Annotated in this window: 18 protein-coding genes; 12 read left to right on the forward strand and 6 right to left on the reverse strand. The window is 62.2% G+C overall.

The genetic code is table 11. The features are described from left to right. Positions 1–246 precede the first annotated feature (246 nt). The gene (locus tag NKH04_RS17075; protein WP_352540736.1) at positions 247–1,779 is read left to right on the forward strand and encodes a helicase HerA-like C-terminal domain-containing protein; all 1,533 of its coding nucleotides are present in this window, start codon (positions 247–249) and stop codon (positions 1,777–1,779) included. A gap of 154 nt (positions 1,780–1,933) precedes the next feature. On the opposite strand, the gene NKH04_RS17080 is transcribed toward NKH04_RS17075, so the two are convergent. After that, positions 1,934–4,795 (reverse strand): ATP-binding protein, encoded by a 2,862-nt coding sequence (locus NKH04_RS17080; RefSeq protein ID WP_352470982.1) that lies wholly within the window; start codon positions 4,793–4,795, stop codon positions 1,934–1,936. Positions 4,796–5,002: 207 nt separating this feature from the next. Here NKH04_RS17080 and NKH04_RS17085 point away from each other — a divergent pair, with 207 nt between their 5' ends. The 7 genes from NKH04_RS17085 (at position 5,003) to NKH04_RS17115 (ending at position 10,991) form a co-directional block, all read left to right on the forward strand. After that, the gene (locus NKH04_RS17085) at positions 5,003–6,322 is read left to right on the forward strand and encodes an epoxide hydrolase family protein (RefSeq protein WP_502904286.1); all 1,320 of its coding nucleotides are present in this window, start codon (positions 5,003–5,005) and stop codon (positions 6,320–6,322) included. 131 nt (positions 6,323–6,453) lie between these two features. Then, the gene (locus NKH04_RS17090; protein WP_352471106.1) at positions 6,454–6,990 is read left to right on the forward strand and encodes a hypothetical protein; all 537 of its coding nucleotides are present in this window, start codon (positions 6,454–6,456) and stop codon (positions 6,988–6,990) included. A gap of 47 nt (positions 6,991–7,037) precedes the next feature. Further along, on the forward strand, positions 7,038–7,685 hold the full coding sequence (locus NKH04_RS17095) for a cysteine hydrolase family protein (RefSeq protein WP_352501766.1): 648 nt from the start codon (positions 7,038–7,040) through the stop codon (positions 7,683–7,685). A gap of 222 nt (positions 7,686–7,907) precedes the next feature. Beyond that, positions 7,908–8,564 carry a VOC family protein gene (locus NKH04_RS17100; RefSeq protein WP_502896488.1) on the forward strand — a complete coding sequence of 219 codons (657 nt, stop codon included), beginning with the start codon at positions 7,908–7,910 and terminating at the stop codon, positions 8,562–8,564. 91 nt (positions 8,565–8,655) lie between these two features. Further along, positions 8,656–9,408 (forward strand): SDR family oxidoreductase, encoded by a 753-nt coding sequence (locus tag NKH04_RS17105; RefSeq protein ID WP_352614930.1) that lies wholly within the window; start codon positions 8,656–8,658, stop codon positions 9,406–9,408. Between the two features lie 46 nt (positions 9,409–9,454). After that, complete coding sequence (locus NKH04_RS17110) at positions 9,455–10,516, forward strand: alpha/beta fold hydrolase (protein WP_352470986.1); 1,062 nt, start codon at positions 9,455–9,457, stop codon at positions 10,514–10,516. Positions 10,517–10,571: 55 nt separating this feature from the next. After that, complete coding sequence (locus tag NKH04_RS17115) at positions 10,572–10,991, forward strand: Ohr family peroxiredoxin (RefSeq protein ID WP_352470987.1); 420 nt, start codon at positions 10,572–10,574, stop codon at positions 10,989–10,991. A 355-nt stretch (positions 10,992–11,346) separates the two neighbouring features. Here NKH04_RS17115 and NKH04_RS17120 read toward each other — a convergent pair whose 3' ends face one another. After that, entirely contained in the window at positions 11,347–12,171 is an 825-nt protein-coding gene (locus NKH04_RS17120; protein ID WP_352540739.1) for a L,D-transpeptidase, read from the reverse strand. A 173-nt stretch (positions 12,172–12,344) separates the two neighbouring features. Next, entirely contained in the window at positions 12,345–13,007 is a 663-nt protein-coding gene (locus NKH04_RS17125) for a haloacid dehalogenase type II (protein WP_352470989.1), read from the reverse strand. 151 nt (positions 13,008–13,158) lie between these two features. On the opposite strand from NKH04_RS17125, the gene NKH04_RS17130 reads away from it, so the two are divergent. The 4 genes from NKH04_RS17130 to NKH04_RS17145 all read left to right on the forward strand — a co-directional run bounded on the left by NKH04_RS17130 (position 13,159) and on the right by NKH04_RS17145 (position 16,321). Further along, positions 13,159–14,037, forward strand: coding sequence for a branched-chain amino acid aminotransferase (locus tag NKH04_RS17130; RefSeq protein WP_352470990.1), 879 nt, complete (start codon positions 13,159–13,161; stop codon positions 14,035–14,037). A gap of 107 nt (positions 14,038–14,144) precedes the next feature. Continuing rightward, complete coding sequence (locus NKH04_RS17135; RefSeq protein WP_023677850.1) at positions 14,145–14,741, forward strand: superoxide dismutase; 597 nt, start codon at positions 14,145–14,147, stop codon at positions 14,739–14,741. Between the two features lie 176 nt (positions 14,742–14,917). Next, entirely contained in the window at positions 14,918–15,361 is a 444-nt protein-coding gene (locus NKH04_RS17140) for a c-type cytochrome (protein ID WP_352449059.1), read from the forward strand. 9 nt (positions 15,362–15,370) lie between these two features. Beyond that, the gene (locus NKH04_RS17145; RefSeq protein ID WP_352614934.1) at positions 15,371–16,321 is read left to right on the forward strand and encodes a cytochrome c; all 951 of its coding nucleotides are present in this window, start codon (positions 15,371–15,373) and stop codon (positions 16,319–16,321) included. An 11-nt stretch (positions 16,322–16,332) separates the two neighbouring features. Here the strand turns inward: NKH04_RS17145 and NKH04_RS17150 are convergent, their stop codons facing one another. The 3 genes from NKH04_RS17150 to NKH04_RS17160 all read right to left on the reverse strand — a co-directional run bounded on the left by NKH04_RS17150 (position 16,333) and on the right by NKH04_RS17160 (position 19,676). After that, positions 16,333–16,716 (reverse strand): SET domain-containing protein, encoded by a 384-nt coding sequence (locus NKH04_RS17150; protein WP_352470993.1) that lies wholly within the window; start codon positions 16,714–16,716, stop codon positions 16,333–16,335. 144 nt (positions 16,717–16,860) lie between these two features. Further along, a complete protein-coding gene (locus tag NKH04_RS17155) occupies positions 16,861–17,487 on the reverse strand; it encodes a LysE family translocator (protein WP_352501776.1) in 627 nt (208 codons plus the stop codon). A gap of 77 nt (positions 17,488–17,564) precedes the next feature. Further along, positions 17,565–19,676: a S9 family peptidase gene (locus NKH04_RS17160; RefSeq protein WP_353044633.1), complete on the reverse strand. Its 2,112-nt coding sequence runs from the start codon at positions 19,674–19,676 to the stop codon at positions 17,565–17,567. Positions 19,677–19,734 lie beyond the last annotated feature (58 nt).

The following is a 19,734-nucleotide window of genomic DNA, read 5'->3' on the forward strand; positions in this document are numbered from 1 at the left end:
CGACTATGTCAGTCTACGGTCCCCGGCCCGATATCACAATGCAGCACACATGCGGTGCAACTCGCCTTCCGTGACGGTGACCGTCAACCGATTGCCAAACATGGGCAGGTTCCGCAAGCTCCAAAAGCCATTTTCGACGGTGCCCATTGTCGCTGCGCAATGGCCTCACTATACCTGCGGCGGGGCTCCCTTTTCTTCAAGGGATCAGGGCATTCAACCCTATAGGTTTGCGGAGAGACCGGACACATGGCCGACGATACCAGTATCTTCATAGGGGCCAGCCGCAAGCCGGACGACAGTTATCAGCGGCCCGAACAGCTTTTGCTGCAATATGGCAATCGTCATGGCCTGGTCACCGGCGCGACCGGCACCGGCAAGACGGTGACCCTGCAGATATTGGCCGAGGGTTTCTCAAATGCCGGCGTGCCGGTATTCTGCGCCGACATCAAGGGCGACCTGTCGGGTATCGCTATGATGGGCACAGCGCAGGATTTCCTGGTCAAGCGGGCCGAGCAGGTCAAGCTCGATCCCTATGAATTCCAGGAATTCCCGGTCATCTTCTGGGATCTGTTCGGCGAGCAGGGCCACCCGATCCGCGCCACCATCTCGGAGATGGGGCCGCTGCTTCTGTCGCGGTTGATGAACCTTTCCGAGGCGCAGGAAGGCATCATGAACATCGCCTTCCGCATCGCCGACGAGGAAGGCCTTCTGCTGCTCGATTTGAAGGACCTGCAGTCACTGCTGGCCAATATCGCCGACCGCGCCGAAGAGATCGGCGCCCGCTACGGCAATGTGACGAAGCCTTCGGTCGGCGCGATCCAGCGCACGCTGCTGGTCCTGGAGCAGCAGGGCGCTGCCAATTTCTTCGGCGAGCCGGCATTGCGGATATCCGACATCATGCGCACCACGCGCGATGGACGCGGCGCCATCAGCGTGCTCGCCGCCGACAAGCTGATGATGAATCCGCGGCTCTATGCGACGTTCCTTCTGTGGCTGATGTCGGAACTGTTCGAGGAACTGCCGGAAGTCGGCGACCCGGACAGGCCGAAGCTGGTCTTCTTCTTCGACGAGGCGCACCTTCTGTTCGACGACGCCCCGAAGGTGTTGGTCGACCGCGTCGAGCAGGTGGTCCGGCTGATCCGCTCGAAGGGCGTCGGCGTTTATTTCGTCACGCAAAATCCGCTGGATATCCCCGAAACGGTGCTGGCCCAGCTCGGCAACCGCGTGCAGCACGCACTCCGTGCCTACACGCCGCGCGAACAGAAGGCCGTCAGGACGGCGGCCGAGACGTTCAGGCCTAATCCCGACTTCGACTGCGCAACCGTGATCACGCAGCTCGGCACCGGCGAGGCGCTTGTCTCGACGCTGGAAGCCAAGGGCGTGCCGTCCATGGTGCAGCGAACGCTGATCCGCCCGCCGTCATCGCGCCTTGGCCCGATCACGCCCGACGAGCGCCGCAAGCTGATCACCGAGAGCCCGGTTGCGGGACAATACGATCAGACCATCGACCGCGAATCGGCCTTCGAGATGCTGCAGAAGAAGGCCAAGGACGCCCAGGAGGCACAGGCGCAGCAACAGGAAAGCGGCCGTTCGCGCTGGACCATTCCCGGCTTCGGCAATGACGATCCCCAGCCGACCGGCGGCCGCCGCGCGCCGCGCCCCTCCAACCGTCAGACCGTTGCGGAGGCGGCGATCAAATCCATCGTGCGCTCGGTCGGCTCGTCGGTCGGACGGGCGATCGTCCGCGGGATTTTGGGGAGCTTGTCCAGGGGCAGGTGAGGGGCATCGCACCGAAGGGCGGGCATCTGTGTTGGCAAATTCTGTCTTGCACATCAAGTGCCGGTGGCCAGATCTGAAGGACAGCGGACGGCGGCTATGCGCCCATAGCTGCCGTCGGACCGTCTGCAAAAGTGTAAACGCGTATCGGCGGTAGCTAGTTCAGCGTCGCCAACAGGCGCGCGGCAGCCTTCAAATCTTCCGTACTCGCGCCTTCTACGAAATGCTCCGCAACCGATTGCAAGAGCTCGCGAGCGCCGTCGATCTCGCCTCGCCCAGCCATCAACGTTGCCATATCAATTGCGGTTCGCAGCTCCCATGCCCGCGCGCCTTGACTCCGGCTCAACTCCAGTGCCTGCATTAGGGATGCGCCGACCTCGTCGCGATTGCGTTCCGACAGTTGTTGGAGAAGAAGGCCTCCCTTCATCCGCAGCAACTCCGGAAGGTACAATTGGTCACCGTTCTTTTCGACTTGACCAACTGAATCACCGATCAGCGCGACTGCTTCGTCGACCCGACCGATCGCGGATAGTCCTCTAACCAGCGAGAGGTTGAGCTCGGTCGTGAGCAATTCGTAAGGTGCTGCGTGGAGGTTTTGGAGAGAACTCTGGAGGCCCCCGACCCCACCTGTCGCATCCCCGTGCCGGATTGCGACTTCGCTTTTGAATCCCCGACCGACCAGCAGATAAGGGGCCATGGAATGGGACTCGGCGCGGGAAATCAGCATGTCGATGTGTGCCTCCGCGCTCTCCAGTTCCCCGGCCCACAGGAACACCGATATTCCCCAGATCAGGGCGATCGCCAGAGTCAGCGAGTGGTCCATGGCGGCGGCCTCTTCGACGGCCTGTCGAGCACGTTCCATGGCTTGGTCCGGATGGCCTTGCAGCCAAAGGTTCCTCGCCAGGATAGCCTTGGCCAGGATTTTGCCCTCGAAACCGAGATAGACCGTTGTGGTTCGCTGAGAGCGTGGCCCACGATCCAGCGCTGCCTCAAGCTCCGCGCGGGCTTCGGCCAGGTCACCACGAAGGTGAAGCGATATCCCCAGAATGGTATGCGCCAACGCAATCGCGACCGGATCCTCCAGGGTCGCGGCTATGGCTGAACAGCGTTTTGCAAACTGGAGGGCGGTCACGAAGTTGCCTGTCCGCAGGTGGAACATGTTGAGCGGACCCAGCAGGCGCACTTGATCCAACGTATCACCGCGTTCTTCGGCGATCGCCAGGCTTTTCTCCAGGGCGACGCGCGCCGCATCACGCCCTCCCCGCATGAACATCAGGGACACACCCAAGGCTGCCTGGAGATGCATCTCGTCAAGTCCGCCAAGAGCGGCATCGTCGAGAGCGAATATCGCGCGTTCTGACCAGCGATGACACTCCGGCAACAAGGACATCGCCAGGAAAACAGGCGCGGCAGCAGTGGCAAGTCCGATGCCGATATCGGCGTTTCCGCCCTCGCCGAAGCACCATTCCAGAGCGGCCCGCACATTGTTGATGGCGGCGAAGTGAGGAGCCCGCTCCTCGCCGGTCGCCAGACCTGGCCACTCGATACCTGTTTGCTCAAGCCATCTTCGATAGTAGGCGGCGTGGCGCACCGCCAGATCGGCGGCCTCGGCGTCATCTATGCTGATATCGAGGACGTAGGCGCGCGTGGTATCCAGGAGCCGATAGCGCATCATCGCTCCGAGCGGGCGCGTCGCTATGATCGACTTGGCAACAAGACTATCCATGGCATTAAGAACCGTCGATCTGTCGAGGGCAGCGCTTGTGACGACTTCCAAGACCGCATCGAGCGTGAAATGGCCAAGGAATACAGCGAGCCTGCGAAGCACTGCGCGCTCCAGGTCGGTAAGTAGCCCAAAGCTCCAATCCAGCGTGGCCTGCAGGGTCTTTTGACGCGGTGGCGCGGTCCGCGATCCCAGCCACAGCAAAGTCAGACGTTGATCGAGAAGCGCGGCGGTTTGTTGCAATCCATAAGACTCGACCCGCCGGGCCGCCAACTCGATTGCAAGCGCCACACCGTCAAGCTTTCGACAGATGCTTGCGACGATCAGGGCCTCCGCATCGCTGACATCCAAGCGCGCGCCACTTGCCACCGCGCGCTCCACGAACAGTTGAATGGCCGGGAACGTCTGGACAACCGCCGCCGTAAGCCTTGGGTCGTCTGGCGGACAGGCAAGGGCATCCAATCGGTAGATATGCTCGCCTTCGACCCGAAGCGCTTCGCGACTTGTTGCCAGAATGTGGACCTGCGACGCCGCGTCGATGATGCTTGCGGCCAGAGGCGCCACCGCATCGACGAGATGCTCGCAGGTGTCGAGGATCAAAAGCATCCGCTTGTTGCGCAGGTAGGCGATCAGACTGGGCGTCGCGTCACTCGATTGAACCGACAGCCCAAGCATGGAGGCGACGGCTGTCGTCACCAGGTCGGGATCGCCGAGCATTCCCAGGTCGACGAACAGCACAGCGCCCGCGAAGCCGTCAATGAGGTGATGTCCGACCGCGATCGCGACGGTGGTTTTGCCGACGCCGCCCGCGCCAACGATTGTGACGAAGCGCGACGCATTCAGTCGAGCCGACAGCTGAAGAACGTCGTCGTCCCGGCCAACCATTCGGCCCAAGCGGCTCGGAAGATTCGCGTGCGGAAAACTGGCGGCAGCTGCAGGCTCTTCATCGCGCGGACCGCCGATCTGCGAGACGGGCGCGATGAAGCAATAACCCCGCCCTGGTAGTGTCGCGATGTATCGTGCGCCGTCCTTTCCGTCACCCAGCGCCTTGCGGAGCCTGGTCATGTGAAACCGCAGGCTGCCTTCCTCGACTACGACATCGGGCCAAACCCGCGACATCAGATCCTTTTTGCCGACGATTTCATTCGGCGTGGAGATCAGGGCAATGAGAATGTCCAGTGCACGCGAGCCCAGCGCCAAGGGAGCGCCGTCTTTTGTGACGAGCCTTTCGCGCGCAACCAGATGGAAAGGACCGAACGACAGTCCGTCCTTGGCCTGACCTGCCACTATCGTCATGGCGCTTCTCTCGGAGCCGCCCGCCACCAAGCCGATAGTCTAAGTCAAGTACAACACCTGCACCATAGGCGAACGGTGGCAGGACCCCGCTGCCCGGAGCCACCAGCGCTGACAGCCACTAACAGGGGGCTCACAACACATAACGGGCGATTCTCGTCCTGCGGGCGTAAGTTTTCGGCAGCACCGAGCACCCCCCAGGAGAGACCCATGAATACGACCAAGACTCCCGAACTAATCGATCAGGACCGCCGCCTGGTTTTGAGCACGGCCGCAATGGGCATTGCCGCCGTAGGTACTGCCAGCCTGCTCCCATCGGTCGCCGCAGCCGCGGGCGATGCGATCCGGCCCTTCAAGGTCAGCTTTCCTCAGGAGGAAATCGACGAGCTTAGCCGACGCGTCGCCGCGACCCGCTGGCCGGACCAGGAGAATGTGGCTGACGACACCCAGGGCGTGCAGCTCGCCACAATGCAGAAGCTCGCGAAGTACTGGGCGACGGATTACGACTGGCGCAAGATGGAGACCCGGCTCCATGCCCTGCCGCAGTTCATCACCGAGATCGACGGGCTGGACATCCACTTCATCCATGTCCGCTCCAGGCATGAGAATGCATTGCCGGTAATTATCACGCATGGCTGGCCTGGCTCGATCATCGAGCAGTTGAAGGTCATCGAGCCGCTCACCAATCCAACCGCCAACGGCGGGAGCGAAGCGGACGCATTTCATGTGGTGATCCCCTCGCTGCCTGGTTACGGCTTCTCAGGCAAGCCGACCGCACCGGGATGGACACCTGTCCGCATCGCCAAAGCGTGGGCGATGCTGATGCAACGCCTCGGTTACACGAGATACGTCGCGCAGGGCGGCGACTGGGGCAACGCCGTGTCGGAGACGATGGCGCTGCAAGAGCCTCCGGGCTTGCTTGGCATCCACACCAACATGGCTGCCACCGTGCCCGCCGACATCTCGAAGGCGCTTGCCGCCGGCGGCCGGGCGCCCGCCGGCCTCTCGCCCGACGAGAAGCGCGCCTGGGACCAGCTCGACGATTTCTACAAGAACGGGCTGGGCTACGCGATCGAGATGAACAATCGCCCGCAGACGCTCTACGGCATCGTCGACTCGCCGGTTGGTCTCGCAGCCTGGATGCTCGACCACGACATCCGCAGCTACGAGCTGATCGCACGCGTCTTCGACGGGCAGCCGGAAGGGCTGACGAAGGACGATATCCTGGACAATGTCACGATGTACTGGCTGACCAACACGGCGATCTCCTCGGCGCGTCTTTATTGGGACAACGCGCACCACCCGACGGGAGGCTTCTTCGACCCCAGGGGCATCAAGATCCCGGTCGCTGTGAGCGCCTTCCCGGACGAGATCTACCAGGCGCCGGAGACCTGGGCTGAAAAGGCGTATCCGAAGCTTATCCATTACAACCGGCTCCCCAAGGGCGGCCATTTCGCAGCCTGGGAGCAGCCCGCGGCCTTCACCGCCGAACTCCGGACGGCATTTCGTCCGCTGCGCCAGCAAATCTGAACCCCTCACAGGGTTCCGCTTGCAGTCACACCTGCTCGACTGTCCAAGGCAACCCGATTGAACCCGGGACAAAGGAGAACGCCATGTCAGCAATCGCGCACTCTTCCGCATCGCACGAACCCATCACGAAGATGGCAGCCCCCGTCGAGGACCATGAAATCGTCGATTCAAGCTTTACGGCTATCATCAACGCGCCGATCGAGAAGATTGACATTCCCAACTGGTGCTTCGCGCTGTCCGAACATGAATATCAGGGGTGTTCGCCTGCCCACATAGCGGCGGGTTTCACGACGGCGCCGGATGGCAAGCGCATGTCGATCAATGTCGAGATCATCGGCGGCAGCCTGATGGTGCAACACTATGTCGAGACGCTTGGCCGCAAGGATCACCTCATCCTGGAGTCGGTTTCAGACCTCTTCACGCCTACGGGCCGCACCACGATCCATGTGCGTTGGGAGCTGAGCGTCAAGGCTATCGACAGTCGCCGATGTGAGTTTACCAACCACGTCCGGTCCTGGGCCACGAAGGAATTCATGGCCTTCTTCGAGCGCCAGGGCATCCCGTTCGAGGTGCTTCGGTCACAGCGCCAGCCCATGTCGATCGCTCACAACAAGGGCGAGACGCCGCTTTTTGCGGCCAGCATCGAACGAGCCGCGCTCAGGAACTGAGCGGCAGCATCTTTCTTGTGATGTAGCCGCTCCATGGAGGAGGCACAATGACGAGGCACGCACATGACCGGGAGGTCACCGCACTTTTGGTGATCGATCCGTACAACGACTTCATTTCCGATGGGGGCAAGATATGGCCCCGCATCCGGGCTGTCGCAGAGGCGAACGGCTGCGTGCCTCACATGCTGCAAGTCCTGAATGCCGCGCGTCAAGCTAAGCTTCGCGTCTTCTATGCAATGCATCATCGATACCGTCCGGGCGACTATGAGACATGGACTTACGTCGCGCCCGTCCAGAAGAGAGCATGGAAGAGCAAGAGCTTTGAATACGGCACCTGGGGCGGCGAGATTCGGTCCGAGTTCGAGCCCAAGCCAGGCGAAACTGTCGCGACCGAACATTGGTGTTCCAGTGGGTTCGCCAATACGGATCTGGATCTGCAGCTGAAAAGGCACGGAATCCAGAAACTCATTGTCATCGGACTGATCGCACACACCTGCGTCGAAGCGACCGTTCGCTTCGCCGCCGAGCTCGGCTACGACGTAACCATGGTGAGGGACGCGACGGCAGACTACTCGGATGAGGAGATGCACGCGGCTCTCGACATCAACATGCCGAACTACGCCAGCGCGATTGTCACGACAGACCAAATCATCGACTCGATTTCTGCCGTCCAGACCTCGGCCGCCGAGGCGTAGGTGATGATCGATCTCACACGCGAGGGAATGGCCAACCGTGCGCATCTCACTCTGCACTCCGGCGGACCGTTTCCGTGCGCTCGACGCGTCAAAATACGTCGAAGAGAACTTGGCTCTGGCCGACATGCAGCAGAGAGATCCAGAACAGGCTCGGTCATTACGTGGCAACGATCGGGCAGGACCAGGTCCCACCCAACTGGAAAGAAAACGACCATGTCAGACATCGCAACGGCCCGTCAGGGCGAAAAGACCTCCGACACCGCAAGCGCACGTCCCGTCGACCTGAAGTTCGAGGTTGTCGTTATTCCGGTCGCAGACGTCGACCGCTCCAAGCAGTTCTACGAGGGCCTCGGCTGGCGGCTCGATGCCGACTTCGCGGTCGGCGACATGTTCCGGGTTGTGCAGTTCACGCCTCCGGGCTCGCCTGGCTCGATCCACTTCGGCAAGGCTGTCACCTCGGCCGCGCCGGGGTCGACACAGGGTCTCTATCTCATCGTGTCCGACATCGTAGCGGCGCGCGCCGAGCTCATCGCTCACGGTGCAGATGTGAGCGAAGTGTTCCACCGTGCCGGTCCGGGACAGCCTGCTGTCAATGGTCGGGACCCGGAGGGACGCAGCTACGTCTCCTTTGCAACGTTCAGCGATCCCGACGGGAACGGCTGGCTGCTCCAGGAGATCACCACCCGGTTTCCGGGCCGGATCGACTCGAAGGCGACGAGCTTCGCCTCCGAGGGCGACCTGGCCGCCGCAATGCGGCGCGCGTCGGTCGCCCACGGAGAGCACGAGAAGCGGACCGGCGGCCAGCGTGACGAGAACTGGCCGGACTGGTACGCCGAATACATAGTGGCCGAGCAGTCTGGCGAGGAACTGCCGCAGTAGGAAGAGCTTCCAGACGGCGGCACACTGGCGCCGTATTCGTTCGCGGCCTGCGGAGATCGTGGCGACCTGACGGCCTTTATCGGAGGAAATCATGAGTACCGCAGCCATCCCCACTCAGCGCGAACCTGACCTTCTTGGCCAGACCGTCGTCGTCATCGGCGGTAGCGCCGGCATCGGTCTGGAGACCGCCCGGCGTGCCCGCGCCGAAGGCGCCCGCGTCATCCTCACCGGACGCAATCGCGACCGCCTCGATCAAGCAGCGTGTGAGATTAGCGCTGAGGGCACCGCCGCCTTCGACGCCAATGATGCGACCCAGCTGAAGTCGTTCTTTCAAGATCTGCCGGACTTGATCGACCATGTGATGGTTACTGCCGGCGCTCCCCATTATCGCTCTCCCCTCGAAATTCCTCCCGAGGAGGCACGACACGATCTCACGGACCACCTATTGCTCGCGCTCAATGTGGCACGCAGCGCCGCTGGCAAGGTCGGGTCGGCCGGCTCACTGATATTCATGGGCGGCACGGGCGCACGCCGCCCAAAACCAGGCCTCGCGATCGTCTCGACGGTTACCGTCGCGTTCCCCGCGCTCATCGCCAATCTCGCGCTCGAGCTCGCGCCGATACGCGTCAACCTGATCGCCGCAGGCTTCGTCGACACGCCACTGTCGGCGTCGCTGCTCGGCGACAACCTCGACAAGCGGCGCGATGAACTGCGCGCGACGCTGCCAATCCGACGTGTCGTCGGACCGGCTGATGTCGCCGCGCTCGCCGTTCACATCATGAGCAACACGGCGCTGACGGGCGCGACATACGACCTCGACGGCGGCCAGCAGCTCGTCTCGTGACTACGCAGGAACAAAGCACATTGCCTCATCACAAAGAGACATCACTATGAACACGATCAGTGTTTGCGACAAAATCGATGAGCGCCGCCGTCGCCTGATCGGTGCAGCCGCAATGGGCATGACGCTTGCCGAACTCGGCATGACCGCGACAGCGAAGGCGGCGCCCATTGGAGTCGACCAGACGACGGCGTCTGCGATGCACACGGCAAAGAACTCGTTCGGCGAACCCAGGCAGATCGATGCCGGTGTCCTTAATGTCGGCTATGCAGAGGCCGGCCCTGCCGACGGTCCGCCCGTTATCCTTCTCCATGGCTGGCCTTACGACATCCACACATATGTCGACGTTGCGCCCATTCTGGCGGCGAAAGGCCGCCGCGTGATCGTGCCCTACCTGCGCGGATACGGCACGACGCGGTTCCTGTCGGACGAGACGATGCGCAATGGTCAGCAGTCGGCCATCGCTGCCGACATCGTCGCGCTGATGGATGCGCTGGGTATCGAGAAGGCGACGATTGCCGGCTGCGACTGGGGCGCTCGGACGGCGAACATCATCGCCGTCCTGTGGCCGGAACGCTGCAAGGCGATGGTCTCGGTGAGCGGCTATCTCATCGGCAACCAGCAAGCCGGCAAACTGCCGCTGCCGCCGAAGGCCGAGCTGCAATGGTGGTACCAATATTACTTCGCTACCGATCGCGGCCGTGTCGGCTACGAGAAATATACGCGCGATTTCGCCAGGCTGATTTGGCAGCTCGCCTCGCCGCAATGGAATTTCGATGAGCCCACGTTCGAGCGGAGTGCTGCGGCCTTCGACAATCCGGATCACGTCGCGATCGTCATCCACAATTATCGCTGGCGGCTCGGCCTGGCAGAAGGCGAGGTGCAATATGATCCACTGGAGCAGCGGCTTGCTCAGGCACCCGTCATCTCCGTGCCCACGATGACGCTCGAGGGCGACGCCAATGGCGCGCCGCATCCGGACGCCAGCGCTTACGCCAAGATGTTTTCAGGCAGATATAGCCACCGGGTAGTCATGGGCGGCATTGGACACAACCTACCTCAGGAAGCACCACAGGCCTTTGCCGACGCCGTTGTCGAGGTCGACGCGTGATCGAGTTCGCGGCGCCGCCCCTCCGGCAGGTACGACAACCACCAAAAGAATGCCTATGAACCCGATCGCAAGGGTTGTTTACACGGCCAGGACCGCAACCACAGGTGGCCGCGAGAATGGCGCCTCGCGCAGCTCTGATGGCCTTCTGGACATCAGGCTTTCCATACCCGGATCGGCGCGCATCGGCACCAACCCGGAGCAACTGCTTGCAGCCGGCTGGTCGGCCAGCTTCGCAAGCGCGGTTGCGTCTGTGGCTCACGAACAAAAAATTATGCTGCCGGCCGGAGTGAGAATCGATGCCGAGGTTGATCTAAATCTCGGGGACGACGGCTACTCTCTCAGCACTCGGCTCAACGTCAGCCTGCCTGGCGTGGAGTACAATACCGCACGAGCCCTGATCGACGAGGCGCACGACATTTGTCCGTACTCGAAAGCGACGCGCGGCAACGTGCAAATTGCGATCAACCTGCTCTGAGTGGATTGCATCGATCGTTGAAGCAATTGGCATGGCCAGGGTTACATTTTGGATCATTCCTTCGCGCCAAGGTCTACAAAAACCTGCCACGGCATCGCACCTGTCAGAGCGCATCCAGCACAAATACGGTCAGGATGACAGGAGGGGTATCCCTCCGATCACCGTGATAATCCCTTCTGAGCGCGAAATGTCCGCTCCGGGGTCATGAGCTGTCACTGGTGGCGTCTGCACACAGGTGCGGCAAAGTCCGCCTCAACGTAAGCATCAAATCCAAAGGCGGGCACCGGCACGGGCAAGCCGACGCTCGGCAAAACCAGCAGGAGCCGTGAGCAATCCCGCCTGTGCTTCCGTCAGCTCAGAAGATCGAGTCTGTGATCGCCTTGACCGGGCCGAGCAGGATCGATCCTTCCGGCACGCCTGCGTCGATCGGGATGGCTTTGCGGTTTGCTGTCGCCACCATCGGCTGGCCGATATCGGCCGTCACCACGACCGGGGTCTTGTTCGGCACTCGGTCGTAGAGATCGATAATGTCCTGGTTCATCAGGCGAACACAGCCCGACGACACCGATTTGCCGATCGACCGCCATTCCGGCGAACCGTGCAAGCGGTAGAGCGTGTCCTGGTTGCCCTGGAAGAGATAGAGCGCCCGCGCGCCAAGCGGGTTCTTGAGCCCACCGGGCATGCCGCCATTGTCGGCGCTGTACGGTCTTAGTTCGGGCTGGCGGGCGATCATTTCGTCCGGCGGCGTCCATTTCGGCCATTTCTGCTTCCATTGGACCACCGCATCGCCCGACCATTCGAAGCCGGCGCGGCCGAGGCCGACGCCATAGCGGATCGCCTGGCCGCCCGGGCGCACCAGATAGAGGAAGTGATTGGTGGTGTCGACGACGATGGTGCCCGGCTGCTGCCCGGTCGGATCGTCAACGATCTGGCGCAGGAACTGCGGGTCGATCTTGTCGACCGGTATGGCCGGCAGCTCGAAGCCGCCATCCGACATCGGCCCATACATCGTCACATAGTCGCCAAGCGCCGGCTCGACATAGGTCGGCGGCGGCGGCTCGACCGGCTGTTGCGACAGCGTGGTGCAACTGGAGACCGCGACCGAGGCGGCGCCAAGGGCTGCTGCGTTGAGGAAACCGCGACGGCTCAGGCGCAGAGAGGACGATGGGGGTGTGAACATGATTGCCTTTTTTAAGTCTCAAATCGCAACAAAGCATGAATGCGCCCGGTTGCGCGCGGTTGCCCGAGCAATGCCCGGCGCGATAGGCGGTTCCAATTCTGGCCGCAGGGTGGACAAACAAAGGCAAAGCTGTGACTGGATCGTCACTGTTGCGCCGACGCAACATTCCGGTGTCACCCCCCGGCGACCAGACCTTCAAGGGACGGCAGGATCAGGGCCGGTGGAAAATCCCGGTATTCCTCTGGCTGATTGGCGCGGTTGATCCACACCGTCCTGAAGCCGAATTTGGTGGCGCCGGCGACGTCCCAGCGGTTGGATGACTGGAAAGAGACAGCGCCCGGATAGAGGCGCCAGCCCGTGGTGACCATGTCGTAGACCGACGGATCGGTCTTGAAGCGCTTGACGCTGTCGACGGAATAGATGTCGTCCAGGACCTGGTCGAGCGCGGCGGATTTGACGGCCGCTTCCAGCATCTCAGGCGAACCGTTGGACAGGATCGCCAGCCTTGCCCCCGATGCCTTGAGCGCCTTGAGCACGGCCGGTACCTCCGGATAGCAGTCCAGCCGCCAATAGGCCTCGAGCAGCTTCGCCCTCAGCCCGGCATCGGCGGATGGAACCTTGCGCAGGGCGAAGTCGAGGGCCTGCTCGGTGAGCTGCCAGAAATCGGCATAGGCCCCCATCAGCGTCCTGACCCAGGAATATTCCAGCTGCTTGGCGCGCCAGATATCGGACAGCAACTGGCCGTCCGGCCCGATCTGGTCGGCGTGACGGCGCACGGCCGCATGCACGTCGAACAGCGTGCCATAGGCGTCGAAAACGTAAGCCGCGAACTGCATTCGACAGTTTTGAGGCCGCGTAAGGCAAGGCGCAAGCGCTGATTGCAGTCCGCCAGCCCGCTGGCCTCAACAAATCTCAGCCAAGCCGGTTGACGGCGGCCGCCAAAGCATCTTCCAATGCGCCGCAACAAGCATCGAACGGAACCTGGCAATGACACTGGCGACTGCGGCGCAATCCGCGACATGGACCTTCGTCGACGGCGACTGGTACGAGGGCAATGTTGCCATTCTAGGGCCGCGCAGTCACGCCATGTGGCTCGGCACCAGCGTGTTCGACGGCGCCCGCTGGTTCGAGGGCGTCGCTCCCGATCTCGATCGCCATGCGGCAAGGGTAAACGCCTCGGCGATCGCGCTCGGCCTGAAGCCGACGATGAGCACCGACAGGATCGTCGGCCTGACCTGGGACGGGCTGAAGAAGTTCGACGGCAAGACGGCGGTCTATATCAGGCCGATGTATTGGGCCGAGCATGGCGGCTATATGGGCGTGCCGGCCGACCCGGCCTCGACGCGTTTCTGCCTTTGCCTCTATGAATCGCCGATGATCTCGCCGGCGGGGTTTTCGGTGACGGTGTCGCCGTTCCGGCGCCCGACCATCGAAACCATGCCGACCAATGCCAAGGCCGGCTGCCTTTATCCCAACAACGGCCGGGCCATCCTCGAAGCCAAGATGCGCGGCTTCGACAATGCGCTCGTGCTCGACATGCTGGGCAATGTCGCCGAGACCGGCACGTCGAATATTTTTCTGGTCAAGGACGGCCATGTCCTGACGCCGGCGCCGAACGGCACCTTCCTTTCCGGCATCACCCGCGCGCGCACCATGGCCCTGCTTGGCGAATACGGGTTCACGACGACAGAAAAGACGCTGTCGATCCGCGATTTCCTGGAGGCGGACGAAATCTTCTCGACCGGAAACCACTCGAAAGTGGTGCCGGTCACCCGTATCGAGGATCGCAATCTGCAGCCCGGACCGGTGGCCAAGAAGGCGCGCGAACTCTATTGGGAATGGGCGCATTCGACTTCGCCCGGCTGACCCGCTAAAAAGCGGCCGGCGCTTCGTTTCCGGAGTTGTTCCAGACCAATCCAGTCCTATGTTAGTCCGGTATCGACACCGGATTTTTCCACGAGGGAGTACGACCGATGGCTTTTGAATTGCCCGCCTTGCCCTATGATTACGAGGCTTTGCAGCCTTATATGTCCAAGGAAACGCTGGAATATCATCACGACAAGCACCACAAGGCCTATGTCGACAACGGCAACAAGCTGGCCGCCGAGGCGGGCATGGGCGATTTGTCGGTCGAAGAGGCCGTCAAACAGTCCTTCGGCAAGAATGCGGGCCTCTTCAACAATGCCGCCCAGCACTACAATCACATCCATTTCTGGAAATGGATGAAGAAGGGCGGCGGCGGCAACAAGCTGCCCGGCGCATTGCAAAAGGCGGTCGACAGCGACCTTGGCGGCTACGACAAGTTCAAGGCCGACTTCATCGCCGCCGGCACCACCCAGTTCGGTTCGGGCTGGGCCTGGGTCTCGGTCAAGGACGGCAAGCTGGCTATCTCGAAGACGCCGAATGGCGAGAACCCGCTCGTCCATGGCGCGACGCCGATCCTCGGCGTCGATGTCTGGGAACACTCCTACTACATCGACTATCGCAACGCCCGGCCGAAATATCTCGAAGCCTTCGTCGACAGTCTCATCAACTGGGACTATGTGCTCGAGCTCTACGAAAAGGCCTGATCCGTTCCAGAAAAGCCCCGGCAGAACCGGGGCTTTTCTTTTTCAGCATCAGAACGACAGCTGCAAAAATTTCACGCAAGCGTGAGGCGAAGCGTCGGAATTTTTAGGCCATCCTTGCCGTTTGTCATCGGGGTGGGACCGCATCCTGAATTTGCCTTCAACATGGAGCCAAGTGAATGAGAAAGCTTATCCTCGCCATCTCGATGCTCGCCTTCGCTGGTTCGGCGGCATTTGCCGACCCGGTAGCCGACCGGCAGGCCCTGATGAAGGAACGTGGCAAGATCGCCGCCGGCTTGTCGAAAGTGGTCAAGGGCGAGACGCCCTACGACGCAGCTTCGGTGCTGACGGCGTTGCAGGCACTGCAGGTCAATGCCGAGAAATTCCATGCCGGCGTCGACACGCTTTTCCCGGCCGGCAGCGACACCGGCGACACCACGGCGTCCCCAAAAATCTGGCAGGACATGGCCGGCTTCAAGACGGCTGAAGGCAAGTACCTCGCCGACGTCAAGGCGGCGGTCGCCGCAGCACCTGCGGATGCCGACGCGTTGAAGGCGCAGTTCAACACCATTGGCGGCGGCTGCGGCAACTGCCATCAAAACTACCGGGTAAAAAAAGGCTGATAGCGGGCAATGCGCTTGCTGAAGAAATTTGTCGGCGCCGCCCTCGTTCTGGGCGGCGCGGCCGCGATTGCCGGCTGGTTGCTGTCGGCTCCGGTCAGGGTCGATGCCGCAACGCTGGCTGAGCTTGGTCCCGGCGACGCCGCCAGGGGCAAGCGCATCTTCTACGCCGGCGGCTGCACATCCTGTCATGCCAAGCCCGGCTCGCAAGGCGACGCCCGCCTTCGGCTGGTCGGCGGCCTTGAGCTCAAGACGCCGTTCGGCAGCTTCGTGCCGCCGAACATATCGCAGGATACCAGGGACGGCATCGGCGCCTGGTCGGTCGAGGATCTTGCCAACGCCATGCTGAAGGGCGTGTCGCCGTCGGGCGAGCATCTCTATCCGGCATTTCCCTATGCTTCCTACGCGCGCATGAAGCCGGCCGACATTGCCGATCTCTATGCATTCCTGAAGACGTTACCCGCGGTCGCCGGCAAGGCGCCCGCCAATTCGCTGGCATTTCCCTTCAACGTCCGACGCGGTCTTGGCTTGTGGAAGCTGCTCTATTTGAGTGACCAGCCGGTCGTTTCCTTTCCCGACGGCACACCGGATCCGGTGTTGACAGGCCGCTATCTGGTCGAAGGCCCCGGCCATTGCGGCGAATGCCACACGCCGCGGGATCTTGCCGGCGGCACCAGCAAGAGCCAATGGCTGGCAGGTGCGGCCGCCGCCGAAGGCAGCGGCATCGTGCCGAACATCACGTCGGGCGAGGGCGGCATCGCGGACTGGTCCGAGGCCGACGTCGCCAACTATCTCGAAACCGGCTTCACGCCGGATTTCGATACGGTCGGCGGCGCTATGGTCGACGTGCAGCGGAACATGGCCGTGCTGACCCCGGAGGACCGCTCGGCGATCGCCGCCTACCTGAAAGCCGTGCCGCCGCATCCCAACGGCTATCCGGCGCGCAAGAAGCCGGCGAGCTGACAGCTGTTGCGTCAGCGGTCGCCGAGAAAGTCGAAGCCGGTTTCGAAGAAGTGATTGTAGTCGCAGGTCATTTCCTCGCCGGGCGCAATGTCGCGCAAGGCATAGGTCTCCTCCGGCTGCGAGACGTCGCAATTCGGGTCGTCGGCATGGTTCATGTAGCGCGCATCATCGGCCTCGAAGACGATGTAGTTCGGGTCGCGCCGGTCCGGATAGGCGTAGCGGTCGAGATAGGTTTTGACCGGCCCGGTTTCCCGCTCATAGGTCTCCACCTCGATGCGCCGGTCGTATTTCGGGTCGAGCTTCCAGACCAGCGTGCCGCGGGCAATGTGGTTCTTGGCAAAGACGCCGATGCCCTGGATGGGCGATTTGTCGAGATAGACATCGACGAGCAACATGGCAGATCCCTGGATGATTGAGTGTTGGCGGCGACCGTGAAAAGGCCGCGCACTGGGTAGCGCGCGGCCTTTGCAATTGCGAGCGGAAAATCAACTGTGCCTGCCTAGTATCCGAAGCCTCATACGGCGTCGCTTGTCGAGACCCTAGCGCTGTTGCAGCGCCAGCCGGATGCCCAAGGCGCAATAGATACCGCCGACAGCCTTGCCTTGCCATCTCAGCACCGTCGGGTTTCGGCGCAGGAATGCACCGAGGCCGCCCGCACCCACGGCGAAAACCACCGTGCTGACGAGGCCCAACAGAACAAAGATGACGCCCAATATCGCCAGTTGAAGCATCACCGATCCGTTTTCAGGCCGCACGAACTGCGGAAGAAATGCGAGGAAGAAAAGCGCGGTCTTGGGATTGAGAACCTCGGTCAAAACAGCCTGCCGAAATGCTTTGGCAGCGGGGATCGCGAGTGCGCCGGCGGCCGGATAGGCCGGCGTTTTCTCGATGATCGCGCGAATGCCGAGATAAATGAGGTAGGCTGCGCCGATGTACTTCACTATGCTGAAAAGCGCCGCCGACGTGGCAATGATCGCCGAAATGCCGACGATCGCCATGAAGGTGTGAACCACGTCGCCGGCCGCGATCCCGGCGCCGGTCGCAATGCCCACCCTGGTTCCGGAACTGGTTGCCCGCGCCACCGTCAGAAGAGTGGCGGGACCCGGGATGAAGACAAAGCCAAGCACAACCGCGACATAAGCTATCAACGTGGCGAGATCGATCATCGGTGGGCTCCGCAACTCTCACCGCCAATGAAGCCACGTCGCGGAACGGAAGGCAATGACCGCTCATCCGCCGATGTTCACGCCGCAAGCTCGGCCTTGCCTGTCACCTTGAGCGCGAAGGCGTAGGTGAAGGCGATTTCCTCCAGTCTTGAAAACCGGCCGGAGGCGCCGGCATGGCCTGAATCCAGGTTGATCTTGAACAGCACCGGATTTTCACCCGTCTTGCGGTCGCGCAGCCGCGCCACCCATTTGGCCGGCTCCCAATAGGTGACGCGCGGGTCGGTCAGGCCGGCCAGTGCCAGGATCGGCGGATAGTCGAGTGCGGCGACATTGTCGTAGGGCGAGTAGGCGGCGATGGTCCGGTAATCCTCCGCCGACGCGATCGGATTGCCCCATTCCGGCCATTCCGGCGGCGTCAGCGGCAAGCTGGCGTCGAGCATGGTGGAGAGCACGTCGACGAAGGGAACCTCGGCGACGACGGCGCCGAAGCATTGCGGCGCCATGTTGGCGACCGTGCCCATCAGCATGCCGCCGGCGGAACCGCCTTGCGCGACAATGCGGTCATGCTGCGTATAGCGTTCGGCGACGAGGTGGTGGGCGGCAGCGATGAAATCGGTGAACGTGTTCATCTTGTTCACCCGCTTGCCGTCGTCGTACCAGCCATAGCCCTTGTCCTTGCCGCCGCGAACATGGGCTATCGCGTAGACAAAGCCGCGGTCGACCAGCGAAAACAGATTGGTGTTGAACGCGGACGGGACGGTGATGCCGTAGGAGCCGTAGCCGTAAAGCAGGCAAGGTGCGGACCCGTCGAGCGGCGTGTCGCGGTGATGGAGGAGCGAGATCGGCACCAGTTCGCCGTCGGCGGCAGGCGCCATCAGCCGGCGCGTGACGTAGTGCTCCGGGTTGTGGCCGGACGGCACTTCCTGGGTCTTGAGCAGCATCCGCTCGCGGGTGCGCATGTTGTAATCGAAGACCTGCGCCGGGGTCGTCATCGACGAATAGGAAAAGCGCATGATCTCGGTGTCGTATTCGTAGGAGCCGGACAGGCCGAGCGAGAAGGCTTCCTCGTCGAAGGAGATCAGGTGCTCCTCGCCGCTCTTGCGGTCGCGTACGACGATGCGCGGCAGGCCTTCCTTGCGCTCGAGCCGGACCATGTGGTCCTTGAAGCCGATCACCGAAAGGATCAACCGGCCCGCTTCGTGCGGCACCAGTTCCTGCCAGTTGGCGCGCACCGGATCGTGGGCCGGCGCCGTCATGATCTTGAAGTCCTTGGCGCCGTCGGCATTGGTGAGGATGAAGAAGATGTCGCCGCCTTCCTCGAGTTCGTACTGCAGGCCGGTCTGGCGCGCCGCAACCAGCTTCGGCTCTGCGAACGGATCGTTGGCGCTCATGATGCGGTATTCCGAGGTCTCATGATCGTTGATGCCGATCATGATCCACTCGTTGGAGCGCGTGCCACCGACATCCATGAAGAAGCCGGGATCGGTCTCCTCGTAGATCAGCCGGTCGTTTTCAGGACCGTCGCCAAGCGCATGGAACAGCACTTTGGAAGGACGGTGGTTGGGGTCGAGGCGGGTGTAGAAAAAACCGTCATTGCCGGCATCCCACACACCGCCGCCGCCGGTGTCCGGGACCCTGTCCGCCAGATCGTTGCCGCCGGCCAGATCGCGGACGCGCAGCGTGTAGAATTCGGAACCCTTGTCGTCGAAGGCCCAGAGCAGCTTGCTGTGGTCGTGCGAATGATCGACGCCGCCCAGGCGGAAATAGGGCTTGCCCTCGGCCTCGGCATCGCCGTCGAGCAATATCTGCTTGTCGCCGCCGTCACGCGCCGTGCGGAAATAACGCGGCTGCTGGCCGCCAAGCTTGAAGGAGGAGCCGTAGGCGTAAGGTCCGTCCTTCATCGGCACGGAAGAATCGTCTTCCTTGATGCGTCCCTTCATTTCCGCGAAAAGCTGCTTCTGCAATTGGACCGTATCGGCCATCAGCGCCGCCTGATAAGCATTCTCGGCCTCGAGGTGGGCGCGGATTTGGCCGTCGAGCAGGGACGGATCCCTGAACATCTCTTGCCAATTGGCGGCCCTCAGCCAGGCATAATCGTCCGTCCGCGTTATGCCGTGATGCGTGTCGAAGATCGGTCGCTTCTCCGGCTGCGGCGGCGTGGCGGTCGGAAACACTGGGGTTCTGGTCATTGCGTCTCGCTGTGGAAGCTACTTGAATGGCGAATGAACACGCCGAGCAGCGCGGGTT

The organism is Mesorhizobium sp. M1365 (assembly GCF_040317865.1).
Lineage (GTDB): Bacteria > Pseudomonadota > Alphaproteobacteria > Rhizobiales > Rhizobiaceae > Mesorhizobium.